A 22,686-nucleotide genomic window follows, 5' to 3' on the forward strand; every position below is an offset into this window, starting at 1 on the left:
ACACTCCATCTAGTATTGCCGCAGATGAGCAGCCCAGTATCATGCGCACATACAGAGCGCTTAAAACGGTGGCATCCAACACCGTGCACTACAAACAATAGCGCGACATACTATTGGCTCAATAATGATTCAAACTGTGGATTTTGCATTAATGCAGCCTGGCTACCTTTAAGGCTAAATTCATAACCACACAACTTGAAATTGCCACGTAATGCCACATGGTTCACCATGGCGCTTTTATCTAACGGGGTAAATCTGGCCTCTGTCGCACCATCAGCCACTAAATCTACGGTCATAGGTCTATATTGACTGCCATCATTAAACTCAAGATTTGCACAAGATTTATCTCCCACAGCACTGGCTAAACGCCATAAGTTCTGTGCATCACCCGCATCACCTAACCAGCGCAAAATAAGCACATCGCCTTCAAGCGCCAGCCAAAAACCATCCGGCAGTTTAACCATTTGCCTGCTCATGTTCATAGGCTCAATGACACCTTGAGTCATTTGTGCCTCGCCTTCATCATCTGAATTTGAAAAAGCATTAACCACTAGCATCACAAGGTAAATCACTAAACATGCAACGCTGATGGCCGCTAAAATTTTACCCACCAAAATCAACTTAACCTGATGCGTCTTGGCTACATTAATCCATGATTTGGCAAGTTCAGTAATCGAGCCTGATTTTAATGCATCTTGATCAACATACAATGGCTGATGGCTACGCTCACGATTAGTTGAAAACATATCCGCATCGGCGTCATCATCAACGTGATGATGCATATACGGCTCATCGAGCCTGGTGTCGGTAGTTGCAGCTACATGGTGAGTATCATCTTCAGCCACTGAGCTGATAGAAGAAGCGACCGTCGGTGTAACGTGATGCTGCTCTGCATAGTCATGCGAAACAGATTCAAATGCATCAGCAGAGGCATTAGTTGAGGATAACGGAGATAACGCTTGGCCTTTCATCACCGGGTCTTGGCGACGATGTATAGAACTCGGCACAGAATCCATCGCCATATTCGGGCCGTAATAACCCTGAACATATTGAATTTGGTTTTTGCTCGGTAAAAAACTCAAATATGCGCCACACGCCAAACCAAATAAAAACAAACCCGCTAATGCACCAAATGGCGCCATAAAATAGGCCGATATACCAAAAAGCACTAGTGGTAATAAACACACAACAACCAGTTTACTGGTTTTATTGGCATCAAATAAACGACGCATTGCAGACAAACACACTACAGGTAATGACAATAACGTGAATATCAAAATGATGACACTTGCAGGAAACACTAAGGTTGCAATACTCAACAACGCAAATGCCGCAAATACTATGGCCATTAACCTTAGACCTGTGTCACGACCTTCGCGGCACAGCAGGGTTTTTACTAACATCAAACATTCCTATATTGATTTACTGATTCGGGTTATAAAAAACATCATAAATACAGTGAATTAACTTTATATAATGTCACCAATACTGCAGCTACAAAGCAGAAAAAAGTCACAAATAAAACACAACAAAAGGTCATTTCACACAATAGCGCAAAGCCTACAGAATTTATCTTATAAAGCCAGACCCAATGCGTGTTTTAAGCAATTATTTTATTGAAATTATATCTTAGTACCCATCCAAATATTTCAATTATTGCATCACACTAACTAGACGTAACTCTAAAGGTTTATAGCGCTAGCATAACCCTACTGTTAACGAGTATAATATTAAGCTTTCTTAATGAATAATCGGATGAGAAACCCAATTTATGAGCACTTGTGGAAATCTTTTTATTGTGTCAGCCCCTAGCGGCGCAGGTAAATCATCACTTATCTCAGCACTGTTAAAAGATAAACCCAGCGATAAACAGGTTTCAGTGTCGCATACCACTCGTCAACCTCGTCCAGGCGAAATCGACGGACAACATTACCATTTTGTTAGCGTGGAACAATTTAAAGCGCTTATTGACCAAGCTGCATTTATTGAATGGGCTGAAGTCTTTGGTAATTACTATGGCACGTCTAAAACCGTTATTGAGCAAACCCTAGCAAAAGGTATCGATGTATTCTTAGACATTGATTGGCAAGGCGCAGAGCAAGTCAAAAAGCTCATGCCTTATGCAATTGGAGTATTTATTTTACCACCATCCAAAGCCGAGCTTGAGCGTCGCTTAACAGGCCGAGGTCAAGACAGCCAAGAAGTCATCGACTCGCGTATGGCACAGGCCGTATCAGAAATGTCGCACTTTTCACAATATGAATTTGTGATTGTGAATGACGACTTTGACAGTGCGCTGGCGGATTTAACCGCGATTATTCGCAGCCAAAGGCTAACCTGTGCTAGTCAGCAGCATACCCACAATGATATGCTTGTTGATCTCTTGGCAGATTAATTGTCATAGTGTACAATTTTGCGTCATTTTTTCCCATAGATAACACTGGAGTTTCACCACATGGCTCGCGTAACTGTAGAAGACGCCGTAAACAAAATCGGCAACCGTTTTGATATGATCCTGGTTGCAGCGCGTCGTGCACGCCAAATCGCTGTGCAAGGTAAAGACCCTATGGTTGAGGAGATGAACGATAAGCCAACGGTTATCGCATTACGCGAAATCGAACTTGGTTTGGTCACCTCAAACACATTAGATGCTGACGAACGCCAAACTGTGCGTGAACGTGAAGCAGCTGAAATCGCCGCTGTAGCAGCTATTGCAGAAGGCCGCGTAGTTTAAGGAGTAGCGCCACTTGTATCTGTTTGAAGGTCTAAAAGAGTCAGCGTCCAGCTATTTAGAGCCGGAACAAGTAGAATTACTCAAGCAGGCCTATTTGGTTGCGCGTGATGCCCACGAAGGGCAAATGCGCACAAGTGGCGAGCCTTACATTACCCATCCTGTTGCGGTTAGCCGCATCTTGGCAGACATGCGTCTCGATCACGAGTCGTTAATGGCTGCCTTGCTCCATGACACCATCGAAGACACCCCCGTCACCAAAGAAGAGCTCACCGAGCTGTTTGGGATTACGGTTGCTGAATTAGTCGAAGGTGTATCTAAGCTAGACAAAATTAAGTTTCGCGACAAAAAAGAAGCCCAGGCAGAAAACTTCCGCAAAATGATGATGGCAATGACTCAAGATATTCGAGTTATCCTGATTAAATTGGCTGACCGAACCCATAATATGCGTACCCTAGGGGCACTTCGCCCAGACAAGCGTCGTCGTATTGCTCGCGAAACCTTAGAAATTTATGCACCGATTGCAAATCGATTAGGTATTCATAATATCAAAATCGAACTTGAAGATTTAGGTTTTCAAGCCTATTACCCTATGCGACATAGGGTCATCCGCGATGTGGTAAAAGCAGCTCGTGGCAATCGCAAAGAACTTATCAACAGTATTGAATCTGCCATCGAGTCTCGCCTTGAAGAAACCGGTATACCGGCTAAAGTCAAAGGCCGCGAGAAAAACCTCTATTCTATTTACCGTAAGATGCGCAGCAAAGAGCTTCAATTTCAAGAAGTGATGGACATCTACGCGTTTAGAATTATCGTTGACTCTATTGATACCAGCTACCGTGTACTCGGTGCAATGCATGGCCTTTACAAGCCTCGTCCTGGCCGCTTTAAAGATTATATTGCCATTCCAAAAGCCAATGGTTATCAATCATTACATACCTCATTATTTGGCCCGCACGCCGTTCCAGTTGAAGTGCAAATCCGTACCGAAGAAATGGATCAAATGGCCGACAAAGGGGTTGCTGCACATTGGATGTATAAAAATAATACCGATGCAGCAAAACAAAATACCACCCAGGTACGTGCTCACAAATGGATGCAAAGCTTGCTCGAATTACAGCAAAGCGCCAGCAGCTCATTTGAGTTTGTTGAAAACGTTAAAACCGAATTATTCCCTGAAGAAATCTACGTCTTTACCCCAGAGGGTCGCATTTTAGAGTTACCGGTAAATTCAACCGCTGTCGATTTCGCCTATGAAGTGCATACCGATGTAGGTAACACCTGTGTAGGAGCAAGAGTTAATCGTCAGGCATACCCACTAAGCCAACCGCTTATTTCTGGGCAAACGGTTGAAATTATTACCGCAAAAGGTGCAAGACCCAACGCTGCCTGGCTTAACTTTGTCGTTACAGGTAAGGCTCGCGGCAAAATTCGTCAAGTATTAAAAAGCCTCAAAGGTGATAACGCTATCGCACTCGGTAAGCGTTTATTAAATCATGCTTTAGGGGATACCAAGCTTGAAACCATTCCGGCAGAATTACTCGACAAAGTGATCAAAGAAACCAAACACACTTCGCTTGACTCTCTGCTTGCCGATATTGGTTTAGGCAATGCCATGAGTATTGTGATTGCACAGCGTTTGGTTGGCGAACAATTTGACTCGCATGATCACAACAAAGAAAAACCACAAATGCCAATCCGTGGTGCTGAAGGCATGTTGGTCACTTACGCCAATTGTTGTCGCCCTATCCCGGGTGATGCGGTGATTGCTCATGTAAGCCCAGGCAAAGGTCTGGTTGTTCATATGGAAAGCTGCGCCAACATCCGTGGTTACCAAGGTGAGCCAGACAAGTACATTTCAGTGCACTGGGACAACGTAGAAGGCGCAGAATACCAAGCTAATCTTCGGGTTGAAATTGTAAATCATCAAGGTGCTCTCGCGAAAATCACGTCGATTATTGCCTCTGCAGGTTCCAATATTCATAACCTCAGTACCGAAGAACGCGATGGCCGTGTGTATTTGATTAATTTACGTATTTCAGTTAAAGATCGTGTTCATCTTGCCAACGTCATGCGCAGGATCCGTGTGTTACCTGAAGTACTGCGTACCTCACGTAACCGTTAATTATCGATAACAATAAAGAGAACTCAACATGGCTGAAAAAATTATCATCGCAACCGACAAAGCACCACAAGCTATTGGCACTTATTCTCAAGCAGTTAAAGTCGGCAGTACCGTTTATCTTTCAGGTCAGATTCCGTTAGATCCAAAAACCATGACCATGGTGAGCGATGATTTTGCAGAACAAGTTGTACAAGTGTTCGAAAATTTAACCGCCGTGTGTGAAGCGGCTGGCGGAAAAATGAGTGATATCGTTAAGTTAAATATCTTCTTAACTGACTTGTCGCATTTTGCGACTGTAAACGAAATAATGAGTCGTTATTTTCAACAACCTTACCCTGCGCGTGCCGCTATTGGTGTCAAAGAGTTACCAAAAGGGTCATTGGTTGAAATGGACGGCATAATGGAACTTTAACCGTTAATGTTAAAGATTCTATAAAGGCACCCTGGGTGCCTTTTTTATTGTCTGCGGCTTATTGCTGTAGAGTAATTGCTCAATACCTATTGTTTATTCAGCAGATTCTGCTAACGTAATTACAGCGTGACCCTGCACACATACTGTGCAAACAGTTTGCGCCAGCGCACAAAAATGGCCATACTAAACTGACCAATATCAAGCGTATTAACTGTTTGGTCATGCTGGGGAATTACAATAGCGTTAACCAAGACGAAGGCTAGAAGGCAGAGTGTGATATTAAATCTTAAAGCGCAAACCTTCACAATAAAGTCGCTTTAGATAAACCAAGCTTGAAACGTTTTAACGATTCTGCTCATTAATATAACCAGTAAGAAAGCCAAAATAACAATAAAGAATATGGAAGTGTCGATGGAAAATTTAATTAAAACTCCTATTGAGATGCTGTCTCACTGGGTAGAAACGCAGGGTGATAGTGTTTACCTTCGCCAGCCAGTTGGCGGCAAATATGTAGATTTAACATGGCACGACGTTCAACAAAAAGTGCAGCAAATTGCAGGCTCGCTTCGTCACCTAGGATTAGAGCGTGGCGACAAAGTTGCCGTGCTGTCTAAAAACTGCGCCGAGTGGTTCATTGTCGATTTAGCCTTAATGTATGGTGGTTACATCAGTGTGCCTATTTACCCGACAGCTAATGCTGAAACTATTCGTTATGTTGTTGAGCATAGCGGAGTTAAGGCTATATTTACCGGTAAACTTGACCACTGGGCAGAACAAGAAGCCGCTATCGGAGGGGAAATCCTACGCTTAGCAATGCCTTACGAAACAATGCCAGCCCAATATCATTGGGAGCAATTGCTCGCGCTTGGCCAACCATTAGTTGATGAGCCGCTGCCAACAACCGACCAGGTGATGACCCTAATTTATACTTCGGGTTCTACGGGCAAACCTAAAGGCGCCATTCAAACATTTGCTAGCTACGCTTGGGCATGTGAAGCTGTTGTTCGCGACTTAAAAACCAACACCACTGATCGTCTGCTGTCTTACTTGCCGCTTGCGCATATTACTGAACGTGTTGCAATTGAAGGCTCATCGTATTACTCAGGCTCTACGGTTTCTTTTGTCGAAAGCCTTGACTCATTTGTTGATGATATTCAACGTTGTCGTCCTACTGTGTTTTTCTCAGTGCCGCGTTTATGGACCGTATTCCAGCTGAATATTATTAATAAAATTGGTGAGAAAAAGCTTAAAACATTACTTAAACTGCCAATTATTAGCAGCATTGTTAAGCGCAAAATCAAAAAAGGATTGGGGTTAGATCAAGCTCGCTTGAATGGATCGGGTTCAGCGCCTATCCCACCATCATTAATCCAATGGTACAACTCGATAGGCTTGAATATATGCGAAGCTTGGGGCATGACAGAAAACAGCGCATATTCGATTATCAACTATCCATTTAATGCTAATAAAATTGGCACAGTAGGCCGCCCAGTTGAAGGCAGCCTTGTACGCAGAACCGAGCAAGGAGAATTGTTAGTTAAAAGCCCTGGGTTAATGCAAGGCTATTACCTACAAGAAGAAGCCACGAAAGCCGCCTTTACCGAAGATGGATTTTTCCATACCGGTGATTTGTGCGAAATAGACGAAGATGGCTACATTGAAATTACCGGCCGAGTAAAAGACAACTTTAAAACCTCAAAAGGTAAATATGTTGCGCCAGTACCCATTGAACGTCGATTAGCCCAAGACTCTCACGTTGAATTAATTTGTGTTATTGGTTCAGGTTTACCGCACCCTATCGCGCTAGTTCAGCTGTCTGAGGGCTCTAAATTACAACCTCGCGAAGAAGTGAGAACATCATTAAAGGCGACTCTCGATAGCGTTAACCCACATTTAGAATCACACGAACATGTTGATGCTATTGTCGTTGTTAATGAAGATTGGAACATCGAAAATGATGTGCTTACGCCAACCCTCAAAATTAAGCGCCACGTGCTTGAAAAGGCATTTAGCAGCAAAGTAGAAGGTGTTCGTGGTGCCAAAATTCGCTGGGAAGATGAGTTGTAATTTGCAATGATTTTTTGCATTTATAGACTAAAAAAATACACGCTAATAGCGTGTATTTTTTTGACATATTCTGTCAAGATACGCGCAATTACATAGACGGTGCTAATTCAGTACCGCTTAACCTTACAAGGCAGACACCACCATGTTAATTGCGTTATCCATTATTGGCGGTTTTATCATATTAACCTTTGGTGCAGAGGCACTAGTTCGCGGCGCCAGTGCCGTTGCGTTACGTTTAGGTATTGCCCCGCTTATCATTGGTTTAACCATTGTTGCCTTTGGTACTAGCGCGCCAGAACTGGCGGTAAGCGTAAAATCAGCCCTTGCCGGTAATCCTGGTATTGCGCTGGGTAATGTCGTGGGTTCTAACATCGTCAACATTGGCCTTATTTTAGCCATAACCGCGCTGATCCGCCCAATTACCGTGCAATCACAAATGGTTAAGCGCGATATTCCTATCATGATCGCCGCATCGGTTTTAGTGTGGTTTTTATTACTCGATGGCGATGTCAGTTTTATTGATGGTGCTATTTTATTTAGCCTATTGCTTGGTTATTTAGGCTTTAGTTATATCAGCTCAAAAAATAATCCCGAAGAGTTAGACATTGATGCCACACCACAAAAACCACTGTTGTCAGTACTACTCATTGCTGTAGGTATTGCCATGTTAGTTGGCGGCGGAATTTTGTTTGTCGATGGCGCGGTTGATTTAGCAAAACTGTTCGGCATAAGCGAAGTGATAATCGGCTTAACAATTGTTGCGATTGGCACCAGTATGCCTGAGTTGGTCACCTCGGTGATGGCCGCATTAAAAGGTCAAAGTGACATTGCTATTGGTAACGTTGTGGGCTCAAACATATTTAATATTCTTGGTATTTTAGGTGCAACAGCTTTAATCCATCCGGTGTCAGCGGCAGGGTTTAATGAAGTCGATTTTATCGCCATGCTGATTTTTGCCATTATGGTTTTACCCTTTGCCTGGAGTGGCTTACGCATTGGTCGCCGTGAAGGCGGCGTGTTACTCGCGGGATACCTGGGCTATACCAGCTATTTGGTCATGCAAGTGGTGTAAAAAACTCACTTATTTGACGTCTATTGAATAAATCAAATAAGGCCAACAGCAATGTTGGCCTTATTTATTGGCCCAAAAATGACATTTGTCACCCTGTTTTGATGACCTTTGTGCCTGATAATCAAATTGGTGTTTCTCCATACTAAGGTTATTCCCACACAGGGTGGGCAATAAGGAGATAGCCATGAAAACACTACTATTAATCACTAGCCTTAGCTTAGTCAGCTACCACAGTTTAGCGGATATCAAGGATATTGATGACGCAGCTAACACCATGAACATGAATCAGCTCGCGCAATATAGCCAAAACACCAATGACTATGAACAAGCTTACGCATTTTATCGATTAGCCATCACAGCTAACATTAGCGGTCAACGCAAACAGACTGCCGATTCGTTAAACCAGGCCCAAAATACCCTAGAAAACTTACTCGGTGCACAAGCAACTGCAGACTCACAAGCACTGTTAGCAGCAGTATATGGTATGCAAATCGCGTTAGATAACAACAAAGGTGCTGAGTACGGTATGAAAACTGCCACACTATTACAACAAGCCACAGAGTTAGAGCCCAACAACCCAAGAGTCAGTTTAGTCAAAGCAATCAATGCATTTTACACCCCGAGCGTATTTGGCGGCGGACTAGAAAAAGCCCAATCCTTCGCAAGCCAAGCTATTACGCTTTACGACCTACCTTGCGATACCATTTGTTGGGGGCATGCTGAAGCCTATACATGGCGAGGACTTGCCAAACAGGAGCAAGGTGATTTAACCGCTGCAATGGATGACTGGCAAGCTGCAATCGACATAGACCCACAATACGCTTGGGCTATATTTCTCTTAAACCAACAGGCTGTAAAACAGTAATGCCTTTTGCTTTTTCTTGAGTTAACGCGCAGTTACTCTATGATTAACTGCGCTGGGAGGCACAATGACATCTTGCTTATCACCTAATAATGAAAAAAGTTACGAACAAAAAACCGCATGGGTTTATCTTATAAACTTAGGTTTTTATTTTATCCCACTGTTTTTTATGGATGGTCAATGGTTAAAAATAACCTTAGCCGTGGCTTTGTTAATCCCTTTTGTTATTGGCTATTTTTGGGCCTATAACAACTCAACAGAACACGCCTACAAACCCATTTTGTTCATGTTAATAATCGCGATTGCAGCGGGATGGTTAACCAGTGGCGCAATTTCACTTTTTAGCTTTTGCTGCTTCTTTATCGGTTTTTTCTACTCACTTAGAACCGCGATATTGAGCTTTATTGGTATTAGTATTCTCCTATTAACCATAAACCTTTGGGTAGGTTACCCTGGCTATTATTTTACTTTTTACGGCATGGGGATCTGTTTGGGTGTTGGGGTATTTGGTGTTATTGAACGAAAGCGCCAACAAATAAAACGCCAGCAACAGCAATCTAATGACGAAATCACTCACCTGGCAACCGCTCTAGAGCGCGAACGTATTGCACGTGATTTACACGATGTCATGGGGCACCATTTAGCCGCCATCGCCTTAAAAGCAGAACTGGCCGATAAACTCATTACCGCAGGTAAAACTGATATGGCGCAGCAGCAAATCAATCAAGTAAGCCAGATAACACGCGATTGTTTAAGTCAAATTCGCCAGACCGTAACAAATTACAAGCACCAAGGCTTAACCCAGACCATTAATACGCTGGCACAAACACTGAGAGACAAATCCGTCGCGGTGACTATTGAAGGGCAATGGCCAACATTAAATAACCTCACAGAATCGCAACTGTGTCTAATGCTAACCGAATTGGTAAACAACACCATTAAGCACAGCAAAGCTGACCATTGCACTATTTCAATCCACACACAGCCAGCAAGCCTGCTAGTAAACTATATCGAAAACGCGGCGATTAATACCTTTACTGAAGGCAACGGCCTCAAAGGAATAAAAGAGCGCGCCGCCATTTTACACGCCGATGTAAAGTATCAATTAAGCCCGCAATTTATCGTCACCATTACTTTGCCACTAACAGAGACAACATGAATATTTTACTCGCAGAAGATCAAGCCATGGTCCGTGGCGCACTGGCAGCTCTACTGACTCTCGCCGCTGATAATATCAATATCACCGAGGTAGAAGACGGCGATAAAGCCATGACAATGCTTAAAAATCAGCATTATGATTTATTGTTAACAGACATAGAAATGCCAGGTAAATCAGGTTTAGAATTAAGCCAATGGTTGCAACAGCAAGGCAGTAAAACCAAGGTGATAATCCTGACCACCTTTGGCCGAGCCGGTTATATCAAGCGAGCCTTAGAATATGGAGTCAGTGGTTTTTTATTGAAAGACGCTCCATCGGATGAGCTTATCAGCACCATAAAACAAGTGATGGCCGGCAAAAGAGTTATCGACCCAGAGTTAGCATTTAGTGCCATTGGTGAAATTGACCCGCTTAATGATAAAGAGCGCCGTGCATTACGTTTAGCCAGCGAAGGATTATCAACCGCAGACATTGCTAACAAATTATTTATCGCCGAGGGTACGGTACGTAACTATTTATCTGAAGCCATCAATAAACTCAGTGCAAGTAATCGTATTGATGCAGCGAGAATCGCCAAGCAAAAGGGCTGGCTGTAATAGCATATTGCCTTGTGGGTAAACTCTGCTAAGATAACCTAAACATCTGTATATAATTACAGTGATTGATTGGGGCTAATTGAAATCACTGTTGTTTTTACTTTTTAATTATCAATTTTAGGTGCACGCAATTTGCTACGACTGGATCAAGTTCCAATCACAGACCTTAAAGGCGTTGCTAAAAAGGTCGCTGAGAAACTCGCCAAGTTAAGTATTAAGACAGTACAAGATGTACTGTTTCATTTACCGCTGCGTTACGAAGACCGTACTCAAATACACCCCATTGCAACATTACCTCCCGGCAGTTACGGCACCATCGAAGCTGAAATTCAATCGACTCAAATAATGCAGGGCAAGCGGCGCATGTTAGTGTGTAATGTCCGCGATCACAGCGGTATGATGAGCCTGCGCTTTTTTAACTTTTCGATGGCACAACGAAATGCCATGGAACATGGCGCGATTATTCGAGCTTACGGCGAGATCCGTCGCGGCAATCACCATAAAGAAATTGTCCATCCAGAATATCAAATTATCCAGGCGGGAGAGACCATTACACTCAGCGATACACTAACACCGATTTACCCTACGACTGAAGGGGTTAAGCAAGCCAGTTGGATAAAACTGACCGAGCAAGCATTAATCATGTTAGATAACGGCGGATTACCTGAGTTACTCCCGGCCAATTTGCAGCCCAATAATATTAGTCTGCGCGATGCACTCCATACCCTGCACCGTCCTTCGAGTTCAGTATCGCCATATGAGTTAGAGCAAGGACAGCACCCCGCGCAACAACGGTTGATTCAAGAAGAGCTGCTCGCACATAACCTTAGCATGTTGCTATTGCGCCAACGGAGCAATCAAGATGCGGCCGTTGCCATGCCAACATCGGGGCAATTATTACAGCCATTTTTGGCTCAACTGCCCTTTTCGCCAACGGGTGCGCAACAACGTGTAGTTGCCGAAATCAACCAGGACTTGCAACAACCAACGCCAATGATGCGCCTAGTACAAGGCGATGTGGGCTCAGGTAAAACCCTAGTAGCAGCCTTAGCTGCACTGCAAGCCATCGAAAATGGTTATCAAGTGGCGATGATGGCGCCAACGGAATTACTAGCAGAACAACACGCGGCTAATTTTGCCACATGGTTTGAACCTTTAGGCCTCAAAGTAGGCTGGTTAGCAGGCAAACTAAAAGGCAAAGCCAGAGCGCAATCACTTGAAGACATCGCCTCTGGCGCAGCACAAATGGTTATTGGCACTCATGCCATTTTTCAACAAGCCGTTGTCTTTAATAAATTAGCCTTAATCATCATTGATGAGCAGCATCGTTTTGGCGTGCACCAACGTCTAGGTTTGCGTGAAAAAGGCATCAGTCAGGGTTTTCATCCGCATCAATTAATCATGACAGCTACGCCAATACCGCGGACTCTTGCCATGACAGCTTATGCCGATCTCGATACTTCCATCATAGATGAACTCCCACCGGGGCGAACGCCTGTCACCACAGTAGCCATTGCCGATACACGCCGGGAGCAAATCATTGAACGCGTTAGGCATGCCGCCATAAACGATAACCGTCAGGCTTATTGGGTTTGCACCTTAATTGAGGAGTCTGAAGTATTAGAGTGCCAGGCAGCAGAAGACACTGCAGCAGAACTGAGTGTCGCATTGCCCGAATTAAAAGTGGGCTTGGTCCATGGGCGGATGAAAAGCGCTGAAAAGCAAGCCATCATGGCACAGTTTAAATCAGGCGAGTTGAACTTATTGGTGGCAACCACCGTCATAGAAGTCGGCGTTGACGTGCCTAATGCAAGCTTAATGATTATTGAAAACCCAGAGCGTTTAGGCCTCGCCCAATTACACCAGTTACGAGGTCGAGTGGGTCGTGGCGCAATAGCCAGCCATTGTGTGCTGCTTTACAAGGCGCCGCTATCGCAAACGGCCACTAAGCGCTTAGGCGTGCTAAGAGACAGCAATGACGGTTTTGTGATTGCGCAAAAAGACCTTGAAATCAGAGGCCCAGGTGAAGTGCTTGGTACAAAACAAACCGGTTTAGCTGACCTTAAAATTGCCGATTTAATTCGTGATCAGCACCTTATTGCCCCAACCCAAAAATTAGCGGTGCACATTAACCAGCAGGTGCCGCAAAACATCGATGCCATCATTGAGCGATGGTTAGGAGATCGCCAACAGTATGTCCAAGCTTAAAAACTTGAGCATAAAATGAATTAATGTGGATTATCACCAGTTACCACTAGACAACGCTGTTGAATATTGCAAAATGGTATAACGACCATGCAGTATTTTTCGACTCCATCTAGATATCTAGCAAACACGCCAAGGAATTGAAATGCAAGTTAATGAAGAAGATAGAATTACCCCACAAACTGATGAGAAGTCAGGTACCAATATCGCTTTTATTGCTATAGCGGTTATCGCGTTGCTTGCTGCCAGTAGCTATTTTTATTTCACCAGTGACGACAGCGAAGAATTTGATCCTGTGGTAATGACACCGGTTGAGTTACCAGAAGCATTACCTGAAACGCCAATTGAACAAGCTCCGATTGAAGAACCACAACAAGTTACCACCACAGTAGATGATGTTGTGCCTACAGGTGAAGCAGAAACAACCGACACAGCCCCAGCAGTCGTTGAACCGTTACCAGCGCTAACTGAATCAGATGACTTCATTGAAGGTAAAACACTCGCCATCGCAAACGGAATGAAAATTGCGCCAATGATTTTGAAAAAAGACATGGCCCGTCAGTTTGTGGTGTTTATCGACAACTTCGCCCAAGGTGAATTAGTCCGTAAAGCAAGCCCATTAAAAGGCCCTGAAACTGAGTTTTCAGTTAGCGAAATCACCAATAAAACCTTCTTAAATCCAGACAGTTACCATCGTTACGATTTGTATGCCGACTTTGTTGCAGGTTTGGATGAAAAAGAATTAGTGGCGACCTATACCGAGCTAAAGCCTTTGTTTGCCGAGGCCTTTGCTGAATTAGGCTACAGTGACATTGATTTTGACAAGCGTATGCAAGCCATGTTTGCTATGGTGGCTGATGCCCCTATTATTGAAGACCCAATTGAATTGTCGTCTGTCACGGTGAACTATCACTATGCCGACCCTAACCTAGAAGCGCTGCCTAATGCGCAAAAGTTATTGATCCGTATGGGCCCTGAAAACACTCGTAAAATAAAAGCTGCGGTGAAAAAGCTTCAGGCCAGCTTTCCAGCACAGTAATCAATTAACCTAAATACCTCAAATAGCGTGGCTAACCAGCCGCGCTTTTTTTTACTGATGTTTTGAGTGGATATTGTTGAGTAAATAATCTAAAAAAATCGTTTTTTCTTTAGCGTGACTTCTTAAACAACCCCTGTTAGGTGTACAATTAGCGCCGTTAACGAATAGTCAGCAAATAGATGATTATTTTTTAACACTTAGATAAGGATAGCTAGGCAGTTATAGAGGCAAAGTAGTGCACTTAACATTTCAACTTCTCTCTTGGGGCGCATGGTCACCAGACTTTCAAACCATTGAAAGCTGGCAACATTGGCAACAGCCAAACACAAGTGTGTCTGCAAGCCAAGCAACGCCTGCCCTATCGCACATCCCAGCAATGCAACGTCGCCGCTTTAGCCGCCTCACCAAAATGATGTTAACTGCAGCGCATGAATGCCAGGTCGCGTCGCACACTCGCAGCATTTTTTCATCACGACATGGCGAGCTGACCCGTACCCTTGGATTACTAAAAGATATCACCGAGCAACAGCCGCTTTCGCCTATGGCTTTTAGCCAATCAGTACACAACACAGCCAGTGGCATTTTCGGCATCGTGACTCATAACACCGCCGCTTCAACATCCATCGCTGCAGGTGAGCAAACCCTACCCCAGGCATTAATCGAAGCTTACGCGCAACTGGCACAAGACCCTAGCCCATTATTAATGGTGTTTGGCGATGACCCTGTACCCCCTGTTTACAGTGAGTTTACCCACGAAGTGGAGCTGCCCATCGCCTTAGGTTTATACCTAGCACCTGCCAATAGTGATGTGAATGCAAGAGTCACTTTAAGCGTATCCGACCACCCAATCTCAGGCCAAAATCTAGATAACATCAGCTTTAGCCAATTAATTCACCACATCGCCACAGGTAAAAATATTCAGGGGTGTTTGTGTCATTGGTATTGGTCTGTTGAGCATCATGATTAATTCGCAGCCGTCAGCCCCCTTTACCTCTCAACAAAGTTTAGCCCCAAAACTAACTGGGCTTAGGTATATTCCGCGGTGGATAGGTGGCGCAATGTGTTACATGGCGTTTGGTCTTGGCGGTTTGCTCAGTTCATTAACCATACTGCCAGTATTACGTTACTGGCCGGGTACTAAAAAAGCGCGAACCGCACGAGTGCAACGAACCGTGAGTGTAATGTTTAAAGGTTTTGTTGCCATGCTAACTGCGGTGGGAGTGATTAATGTCAGCACCAAAAATCTGCATTTACTACAACAAGCTCAAGGCCATATTGTGATTGCCAACCACCCAACCCTGGTGGATGTCGTGGTACTCATTAGCCTAATGCCAAATGCCGGCTGCATTGTAAAACAAAGCTTATGGCGTAATCCGTTTATTCGTGGGGTGTTATCTAGTGTGGGCTATATCCCCAATCGCAGCGCCAACCTACTGCTGCAAGATTGTAAGCAAGTGTTAAATAACGCCACAAACTTAGTGATTTTTCCTGAGGGCACCCGCACACTGGTTGGTAATGTCATTAACCCATTTGCGCGCGGGGCGGCTAATATTGCCATCCGTACTCAAAGTAATATTTTACCTGTGATACTTCGCACCGATGTAGCAGGCTTAACCAAACAAGAGTCTTGGTACCAAATACCACGACAAACCATCAACATGTCGGTTGAAATTGCCGATAGCGTTCTGCACCATGACGATGAGATTACCCAAGGTAACGAAGCAAAAATGGCTCGGCAACTTACCCGAGATTTACAACAGTTTTATTTAAACAGCCTATCGATCCCTATTGATAGCCATACTGATAAGAAACGAAAATAATGAACTTACACAATCAAATTAAACAGCTGATCATTGACAGCTTAGACCTAGAAGATGTCACCATTGATGATATCGATACAGATGCCGCACTATTTGGTGAAGGCCTAGGTTTAGACTCTATTGATGCGCTAGAACTGGGTCTTGCCATCAAAAAAGAATTCGACGTCAAAATTGAAGCCAATTCAGACGCAACTAAAGCACACTTTTTCAGTGTGGCTAGCCTGGCTAGCTTTATTGAATCACAACGTGTTTAGGAGCCAGCATGCAAAACCGTGATCAAATTTTTGCCATGCTCAGCACCATTTTAGTGGATGAGTTTGAAATAGACCCAGCAGATATTAGCTTAGATGCATCATTGTATGAAGAGTTGGATTTAGACAGCATCGATGCCGTGGATTTAGTGATTAAGTTGCAACAACTCACCGGCAAAAAGATTCAACCAGAAGAATTTAAAACCGTGCGTACCGTTAATGATGTGGTTAACGCTGTGGAAGGATTAATGCAAAGCTAATGCGGTTACTCTTGCAGATCATTACCACGTTAGTGATTGTTGCGTACCCATTAGCAGTGTATTTTGGATTACAGTATTTACCGCCCGGTTACATCGCCTTATTGCTATGTGTGTTACTGCTTACTCGTATGCTCGTTACCAAGCAACAAGTGCGTGCAATGGTATTGCCGCTCATTGTTGGGATAGGGTTAACTGGGGCCAGTTTTATTGCTAAGCGTAATGACTGGCTACTGTATTATCCGGTGGTCATCAACCTCAGTTTATTAAGTTTATTCAGTTATTCGCTGGTGCATGGGCCCAGTATGATTGAGCGCTTAGCTCGGATAAAAGAGCCTGATTTACCAGACTCAGCAATTGAATATTTGCGCACCATAACCAAATTATGGTGTGGACTCTTTGTTGTCAATGGCGCCATAGCAGCCTACACAGCAATAGCCACAACAATTGAAATGTGGACGCTTTACAACGGACTGATAGCTTATGTGCTCATAGGCATGCTACTCAGTGGTGAATGGATTTATCGCAAGTTTTGGCTGAAAAAACATGACTAAACTTTTGCTTAACTGGTTAACCAATGGCCCTGCTGCTCAGCAGCTTATTAGCTTTGATCATCATGACATCATGACGGGTTCGCTATTTTGCGCCCATGTCACTCACTTGCACAACCAGCTCAGTCAAAGTGATGCCAAGCGCTGGTTGCTGGCTGCACAAAAAAGTGACTTATTTGCCGCAGGCCTTTGCGCTGCATTACTTGCGGGTAAGCAAGTGATACTGCCAGCCAACACTCAGCGCGGCACATTAAGCGAGCTTAACCATGAGTTTGACGCCATTATTGCCGACAAACCGTTATGCGAAGCTGGCGAGTTTGTTAGCCTTAAAAAAGAACTCAGCCTACCCGCGGCAAACTGGCCGAAAGCTAGCACCTTAGGTGAACTGGTTTTATTTACCTCTGGCAGTAGTGGTCAGCCCAAAGCCATTACCAAAACCCTTGCGCAACTTGATGCCGAAGTGAGTATTTTAGAACATACCTTTGCCCAGCACTTACCACATTGCTCTGTAGTATCAACGGTATCGCATCAGCACATTTATGGTTTATTGTTTAAAATTTTATGGCCGCTAGCGGCAAGTCGTGCTTTTTTAAGCGAACAAATCGACTATCCAGAAACCCTAAGCTATTACCTCGCCATTATGCCAAACCTGTGTTTAATCAGCAGTCCAGCGCAGCTAACCCGTTTACCCGACGCCCTTGATAACCAACTGCAACAGCGCACCCCAAGCTTAATTTTCAGCTCAGGTGGGCCGCTAAATTTTGAGTCAGCACAAGCGGTTAAACAGTGCTTTAAGCAATTACCTATTGAGGTATTTGGCAGTACCGAAACCGGCGGTATCGCTTATCGACGTCAGCACCAGCAACAACAAACCTGGCAGCCGTTTGAACGGGTAAACGTGAATGCCGATCCACAAGATGGGGCATTAATGTTGCAGTCGGTTTACTTAGACAACCCAGACACCTGGGTAAAATGCGATGACAAAATCGAGTTGCTTGAAAATGGTCAATTTCGTTTACTGCACCGCTTAGATCGCATTGTTAAAATAGAAGAAAAGCGCTTATCACTTGCGCAATTAGAGCACTTGCTGCAAACCCATCCGTTTGTCAGCGACGCGGCAGTCACGGTATTAGAACAACCACGCACCATGCTTGGCGCGGCGGTATGCTTAAATGAACTTGGCAGACAAACCCTAAAAGATGAAGGTAAGTTAGCAATTAACACCGCCCTAAAAAATCACTTACTGAGCCAGTTTGAGCGCATCACGTTACCTAAGCGCTGGCGCTACCCAAACACCTTGCCGCTGAACAGCCAGGGCAAACGTACTTCAGCCGATATAGCAGCTTTATTTATTCATGATTAAATCAGTATTACCGCAAATTATTCATCAACACATTGAGGGTGAACAATGCCAATGGCGCTTGTTCATTAGTGGCGAATTGGCTTTTTTTGACGGCCACTTTCCTGAGCAGGCCGTACTGCCAGGCGTAACGCAATTAGATTGGGCCGTTAAATTAGGTTGTAACGCCTTTGGCTATAATGCCAATGTCGCCACGCTCGAAGTCCTTAAGTTTCAGCAACTCATTTTGCCCAATACCTATGTTGATTTAGTCATCGAACATCAGGCGCACAAATCGAAATTTATTTTCAGTTACCGTGATAGCGACAAACGCTTTGCTTCGGGTCGAATAGCCCTTAATTCCAGCATTAATACTGATATGAACACCGCCATGAATATAGAGAGTGCCTCATGACATTGGCGTTAGTAATTCCCAACTACAACCACCATATCGCGATAGAAAAAACCTTAACCGATTTGGCCCAGTACCAATTACCTTGTTATTTGGTCGACGACGGCAGTGACGATCAAACCCGTTACGTGCTGCAAGCGCTAGCCGATAAGTTTAGTTGGGTGAGTTTAATTCAACATCCTTATAATCGCGGTAAAGGCGCGGCGGTAATGAGCGGCTTACGCCAGGCTTACCGAGATGGCTATAGTCATGCTTTACAAGTTGATGCTGACGGCCAACATAATTTAGCCGACATCCCCTTGATGATAGCCACCAGCGAGCAGCACCCTACAGCCTTGATATCCGGCCAACCACAATACGATGAGTCGGTACCCAAAGGGCGATTATATGGCCGTTACATCACCCATTTTTGGGTGTGGGTAGAAACCCTCAGCTTTGATATTCAAGATTCTATGTGTGGCTTTAGAGTGTATCCGCTTGCGGCTACCGAACAGTTATTTAGCCAACAGGCGCTAGGCGAGCGCATGGATTTTGATATTGAAGTCATGGTAAAACTGCACTGGCAAGGGACACCTGTGGTACATGTACCAACCAAAGTCATTTACCCAGAGGATGGCATCAGCCACTTCCAAGGCGTAAGAGACAATGTGCGCATTAGTTGGATGCACACCAAGCTATTTTTTGGCATGTTAACCCGCTTGCCACGCATGATTACTAAGCCGCATTTAGCGCCAAATAATCCAGCGACACAAGATTCAAATCAGCCGAATCAACAACATCAGTCAACTCAAACAACGACTAAGCATTGGTCAGCCATGAGCGAGCGCGGCAGCTTTTGGGGTATTAAATTTTTAGCTCAATGCTATCGCCTTGGTGGACATTGGTTGTGCCGCGCTATTATGTATCCGGTGATTTGTTACTTTTTCCTTACCGGTAAAACAGCTCGTGATGCATCATTAGATTTTTTACACCGAGTACAACAGCAACAGCCCAATCATCCACAGCTTAACAGCCCAATAAATTGGCGCGACAGCCTTAAACATTTTTTTGCTTTTGGAAATGCCGCTCTCGACCGAATAGATGCCTGGTGCGACAGAATTAACCTCGCCCAAGTCGACTTTAACGACCGTCATATTCTGGCAAATCAAGTGGCTACTGGACGCGGCGCAGTATTGATTGTGTCGCATTTAGGCAATATGGAACTGTGCCGCGCTATCTCCATCCACCAGCAAAAAGTCAAGGTGAATGTGATGGTGCTGACCCAGCACGCTGAGAACTTTAATAAAGTTCTACAACAACTTAACCCGCAAAGTAGCCTGAATTTAATCCATGTAAATGAACTCGACCCTAGTACTGCGATGTTATTGCAACAAAAGATTGATCAAGGTGAAATTGTGGTGATTGCAGCAGACCGTACCTCATCAAGCAGCCAGGGGCGTGTGACCTATTTACCTTTTTTAGGCCAGGAAGCCGCTTTTCCACAAGGGCCATTTATTTTGGCCAGTTTATTAGATTGCCCGGTGTATACCCTATTTTGCATTCGCCAACATGGTCGGTATCAAGTCCATGTTGAACACTTAAGCGACACGCTAAAAGGCCCTCGAGCCGGCAGAACAGCACGCTTAACCGATGCAATGTCCCAATATAGCCAGCGTTTAGCCCATTTTGCGCAACTCGCGCCAATGCAATGGTTTAACTTTTTCGATTTTTGGCGCAAGGACGAGCTGGTTACCCGTAACAACCAGCCTTCACAATCAAGTGCAGCCCCATTACCCAGTCAGGACAGATAATCTCATGAGCCACACATCTTCAGCAGACACGACCGATAACACAGTGCACTTTGGTCAACAGTACCTCAGCCTAGAGCAAGTGGTTGCGGTAGCCAAAGGCGCCCAGGTTAAACTGACTGACACCGCTGACTACGTTGAATATATTCAAAAAGGCGCACGCTTCATTGACAGTTTATTGCATGAAGAAGGCGTAGTGTATGGCGTCACCACCGGCTATGGCGACTCTTGCACCGTCAATGTCAGCTTAGATTTAGTCCACGAATTACCGCTGCATTTAACCCGCTTTCATGGTTGTGGCTTAGGCGACATTTTTAGCCCAATGGAATCTCGCGCCATAATGGCGTGCCGCCTCAACTCATTGGCAGTGGGTAAATCTGGCGTGAGCTATCAACTATTGCAACGTATTGAATGGCTATTAAACAACGACATCACGCCTATCATTCCTCAAGAAGGCTCAGTTGGCGCCAGTGGTGATTTAACCCCGCTGTCTTACCTTGCAGCGGTATTAGTCGGCGAGCGCGAAGTGATGTATCAAGGTAAACGCCAAGCCACTAAAGATGTGTATTTACAACTTGGCATAGTGCCACTGAGATTACGCCCAAAAGAAGGCCTTGCATTAATGAACGGCACCGCCGTCATGACAGCGCTTGCGTGTTTAGCCTATGACAGATCGCAATACTTAAGCCGTTTATCGAGCCGTATAACCGCAATGGCATCGTTAACCCTTAAAGGTAACTCCAACCATTTTGACGACATTTTGTTTGCCGCCAAACCTCACCCGGGGCAAAACCAAATTGCCAGTTGGATCCGTGAAGACTTAAACCACCATACTCACCCGCGTAATTCAGACCGCCTACAAGATCGTTACTCCATTCGCTGTGCGCCGCATATTATTGGGGTATTGCAAGATGCACTGCCGTTTATGCGCCAGTTTATTGAAACCGAACTCAACAGCGCTAACGATAACCCGATTGTGGATGCTGAAGGCGAGCACATACTTCATGGCGGCCACTTTTATGGCGGGCATATTGCCTTTGCCATGGATGCACTGAAAAACGCCGTGGCCAATATTGCCGATTTAATCGATCGCCAAATGGCACTGGTAATGGACCCGAAATTTAATAATGGTTTACCGGCTAATTTATCAGCGGCAACCGGCGAGCGCCGCGCCATTAACCATGGCTTTAAAGCGGTACAAATCGGTGTGTCTGCCTGGACTGCAGAAGCGCTAAAAAACACCATGCCTGCCAGTGTGTTTTCGCGCTCTACAGAGTGTCATAATCAAGATAAAGTCAGCATGGGCACCATTGCCGCGCGAGATTGCATGCGCGTGCTGCAACTCACTGAACAAGTGGCAGCAGCGGCCTTGTTAGCCATGAGTCAGGGGATCCAACTGCGGGTGATACAGCAAGAGTTAGATCCGCAGTCATTAACCCCGTCGCTCGCTAAAACCCTTGAGCAAGTGAGTGAGGCTTGTGAGCTACTCACTGAAGACCGTCCTTTAGAATCAGTATTGCGCCAAACGGTCGAAAAAATTCAACTCGGTCAATGGGAGGTGTGCTAAATGAAAGGTTTACTGCTTACCGAAATGGAAATGGTGATCCCATTTCACGATGTCGACTCCATGGGCATTACTTGGCATGGTAACTACCTGCGTTACTTTGAAGTAGTGCGTTGCCAGCTGCTCGATAAGCTCGGTTATAACTACCGCACCATGCTTGAGTCAGGCTATGCCTGGCCGATTGTCGACGTACAAATTAAATATGTTAAAAGCAGCACCTTTGATCAAAAAGTCAAAGTGATTGCCGCCATTGTTGAGTGGGAAAACCGTTTACGAATTAACTACCAAATAGTCGATGCCCAAACCAATGCGCGTATTACTAAGGGCTATACCATCCAGGCTGCGGTAGAAATTGCCACCCAGGAGTTATGCTTTGTAACGCCAGAGGTGTTTCAGCAAAAAATTCGTCCGTTATTAGATGAGAGCCAGGCCTGATG

General features: G+C 44.7%; 22 protein-coding genes. 21 read left to right on the forward strand and 1 reads right to left on the reverse strand.

Annotated features, from left to right (window positions below; all coding sequences use genetic code 11):
* Positions 1-110 precede the first annotated feature (110 nt).
* Positions 111-1,403 (reverse strand): hypothetical protein, encoded by a 1,293-nt coding sequence (locus GQA99_RS00595; protein WP_160051912.1) that lies wholly within the window; start codon positions 1,401-1,403, stop codon positions 111-113.
* 368 nt (positions 1,404-1,771) lie between these two features.
* On the opposite strand from GQA99_RS00595, the gene gmk reads away from it, so the two are divergent.
* The 21 genes from gmk to GQA99_RS00700 all read left to right on the forward strand — a co-directional run bounded on the left by gmk (position 1,772) and on the right by GQA99_RS00700 (position 22,684).
* The gene (gene gmk, locus GQA99_RS00600; protein ID WP_160051913.1) at positions 1,772-2,395 is read left to right on the forward strand and encodes a guanylate kinase; all 624 of its coding nucleotides are present in this window, start codon (positions 1,772-1,774) and stop codon (positions 2,393-2,395) included.
* A gap of 60 nt (positions 2,396-2,455) precedes the next feature.
* Positions 2,456-2,734, forward strand: a complete 279-nt coding sequence (gene rpoZ, locus GQA99_RS00605) for a DNA-directed RNA polymerase subunit omega (RefSeq protein WP_160051914.1) — start codon at positions 2,456-2,458, stop codon at positions 2,732-2,734.
* Between the two features lie 13 nt (positions 2,735-2,747).
* Positions 2,748-4,856 carry a bifunctional GTP diphosphokinase/guanosine-3',5'-bis pyrophosphate 3'-pyrophosphohydrolase gene (gene spoT / locus GQA99_RS00610; protein WP_160051915.1) on the forward strand — a complete coding sequence of 703 codons (2,109 nt, stop codon included), beginning with the start codon at positions 2,748-2,750 and terminating at the stop codon, positions 4,854-4,856.
* 28 nt (positions 4,857-4,884) lie between these two features.
* Positions 4,885-5,268, forward strand: coding sequence for a RidA family protein (locus GQA99_RS00615; RefSeq protein ID WP_160051916.1), 384 nt, complete (start codon positions 4,885-4,887; stop codon positions 5,266-5,268).
* Between the two features lie 411 nt (positions 5,269-5,679).
* A complete protein-coding gene (locus GQA99_RS00620) occupies positions 5,680-7,335 on the forward strand; it encodes an AMP-binding protein (protein WP_160051917.1) in 1,656 nt (551 codons plus the stop codon).
* Between the two features lie 142 nt (positions 7,336-7,477).
* Positions 7,478-8,407, forward strand: coding sequence for a calcium/sodium antiporter (locus GQA99_RS00625; protein ID WP_160051918.1), 930 nt, complete (start codon positions 7,478-7,480; stop codon positions 8,405-8,407).
* A gap of 184 nt (positions 8,408-8,591) precedes the next feature.
* Positions 8,592-9,272, forward strand: a complete 681-nt coding sequence (locus tag GQA99_RS00630; RefSeq protein WP_160051919.1) for an OspD family protein — start codon at positions 8,592-8,594, stop codon at positions 9,270-9,272.
* 64 nt (positions 9,273-9,336) lie between these two features.
* Positions 9,337-10,428, forward strand: a complete 1,092-nt coding sequence (locus GQA99_RS00635; protein ID WP_160051920.1) for a histidine kinase — start codon at positions 9,337-9,339, stop codon at positions 10,426-10,428.
* Positions 10,425-11,024: a response regulator transcription factor gene (locus GQA99_RS00640; protein ID WP_160051921.1), complete on the forward strand. Its 600-nt coding sequence runs from the start codon at positions 10,425-10,427 to the stop codon at positions 11,022-11,024. Before GQA99_RS00635 ends, GQA99_RS00640 begins: the two co-directional genes overlap by 4 nt.
* A 132-nt stretch (positions 11,025-11,156) precedes the next feature.
* Positions 11,157-13,232, forward strand: a complete 2,076-nt coding sequence (gene recG, locus GQA99_RS00645) for an ATP-dependent DNA helicase RecG (RefSeq protein ID WP_160051922.1) — start codon at positions 11,157-11,159, stop codon at positions 13,230-13,232.
* Positions 13,233-13,374: 142 nt separating this feature from the next.
* Positions 13,375-14,268 carry a DUF3014 domain-containing protein gene (locus tag GQA99_RS00650; protein ID WP_160051923.1) on the forward strand — a complete coding sequence of 298 codons (894 nt, stop codon included), beginning with the start codon at positions 13,375-13,377 and terminating at the stop codon, positions 14,266-14,268.
* A gap of 235 nt (positions 14,269-14,503) precedes the next feature.
* On the forward strand, positions 14,504-15,235 hold the full coding sequence (locus GQA99_RS00655) for a beta-ketoacyl synthase chain length factor (RefSeq protein WP_160051924.1): 732 nt from the start codon (positions 14,504-14,506) through the stop codon (positions 15,233-15,235).
* Positions 15,228-16,088 (forward strand): lysophospholipid acyltransferase family protein, encoded by an 861-nt coding sequence (locus GQA99_RS00660; protein ID WP_160051925.1) that lies wholly within the window; start codon positions 15,228-15,230, stop codon positions 16,086-16,088. Before GQA99_RS00655 ends, GQA99_RS00660 begins: the two co-directional genes overlap by 8 nt.
* Positions 16,088-16,342 carry a phosphopantetheine-binding protein gene (locus tag GQA99_RS00665; protein ID WP_160051926.1) on the forward strand — a complete coding sequence of 85 codons (255 nt, stop codon included), beginning with the start codon at positions 16,088-16,090 and terminating at the stop codon, positions 16,340-16,342. The genes GQA99_RS00660 and GQA99_RS00665 overlap by 1 nt, the downstream gene beginning before the upstream one ends.
* A gap of 8 nt (positions 16,343-16,350) precedes the next feature.
* Complete coding sequence (locus GQA99_RS00670) at positions 16,351-16,599, forward strand: acyl carrier protein (RefSeq protein ID WP_160051927.1); 249 nt, start codon at positions 16,351-16,353, stop codon at positions 16,597-16,599.
* Positions 16,599-17,150, forward strand: a complete 552-nt coding sequence (locus GQA99_RS00675; protein ID WP_160051928.1) for a COG4648 family protein — start codon at positions 16,599-16,601, stop codon at positions 17,148-17,150. Before GQA99_RS00670 ends, GQA99_RS00675 begins: the two co-directional genes overlap by 1 nt.
* Positions 17,143-18,510 (forward strand): AMP-binding protein, encoded by a 1,368-nt coding sequence (locus GQA99_RS00680; protein WP_160051929.1) that lies wholly within the window; start codon positions 17,143-17,145, stop codon positions 18,508-18,510. The genes GQA99_RS00675 and GQA99_RS00680 overlap by 8 nt, the downstream gene beginning before the upstream one ends.
* On the forward strand, positions 18,503-18,901 hold the full coding sequence (locus tag GQA99_RS00685) for an ApeI family dehydratase (RefSeq protein ID WP_160051930.1): 399 nt from the start codon (positions 18,503-18,505) through the stop codon (positions 18,899-18,901). Before GQA99_RS00680 ends, GQA99_RS00685 begins: the two co-directional genes overlap by 8 nt.
* Positions 18,898-20,688, forward strand: a complete 1,791-nt coding sequence (locus tag GQA99_RS00690; RefSeq protein WP_160051931.1) for a glycosyltransferase family 2 protein — start codon at positions 18,898-18,900, stop codon at positions 20,686-20,688. Before GQA99_RS00685 ends, GQA99_RS00690 begins: the two co-directional genes overlap by 4 nt.
* Positions 20,689-20,692: 4 nt before the next feature.
* Positions 20,693-22,252 (forward strand): HAL/PAL/TAL family ammonia-lyase, encoded by a 1,560-nt coding sequence (locus tag GQA99_RS00695; protein ID WP_160051932.1) that lies wholly within the window; start codon positions 20,693-20,695, stop codon positions 22,250-22,252.
* On the forward strand, positions 22,253-22,684 hold the full coding sequence (locus GQA99_RS00700) for an acyl-CoA thioesterase (RefSeq protein ID WP_160051933.1): 432 nt from the start codon (positions 22,253-22,255) through the stop codon (positions 22,682-22,684).
* The last annotated feature ends 2 nt before the right edge of the window (positions 22,685-22,686 follow it).

The organism is Shewanella litoralis (assembly GCF_009828585.1).
Lineage (GTDB): Bacteria > Pseudomonadota > Gammaproteobacteria > Enterobacterales > Shewanellaceae > Shewanella > Shewanella litoralis.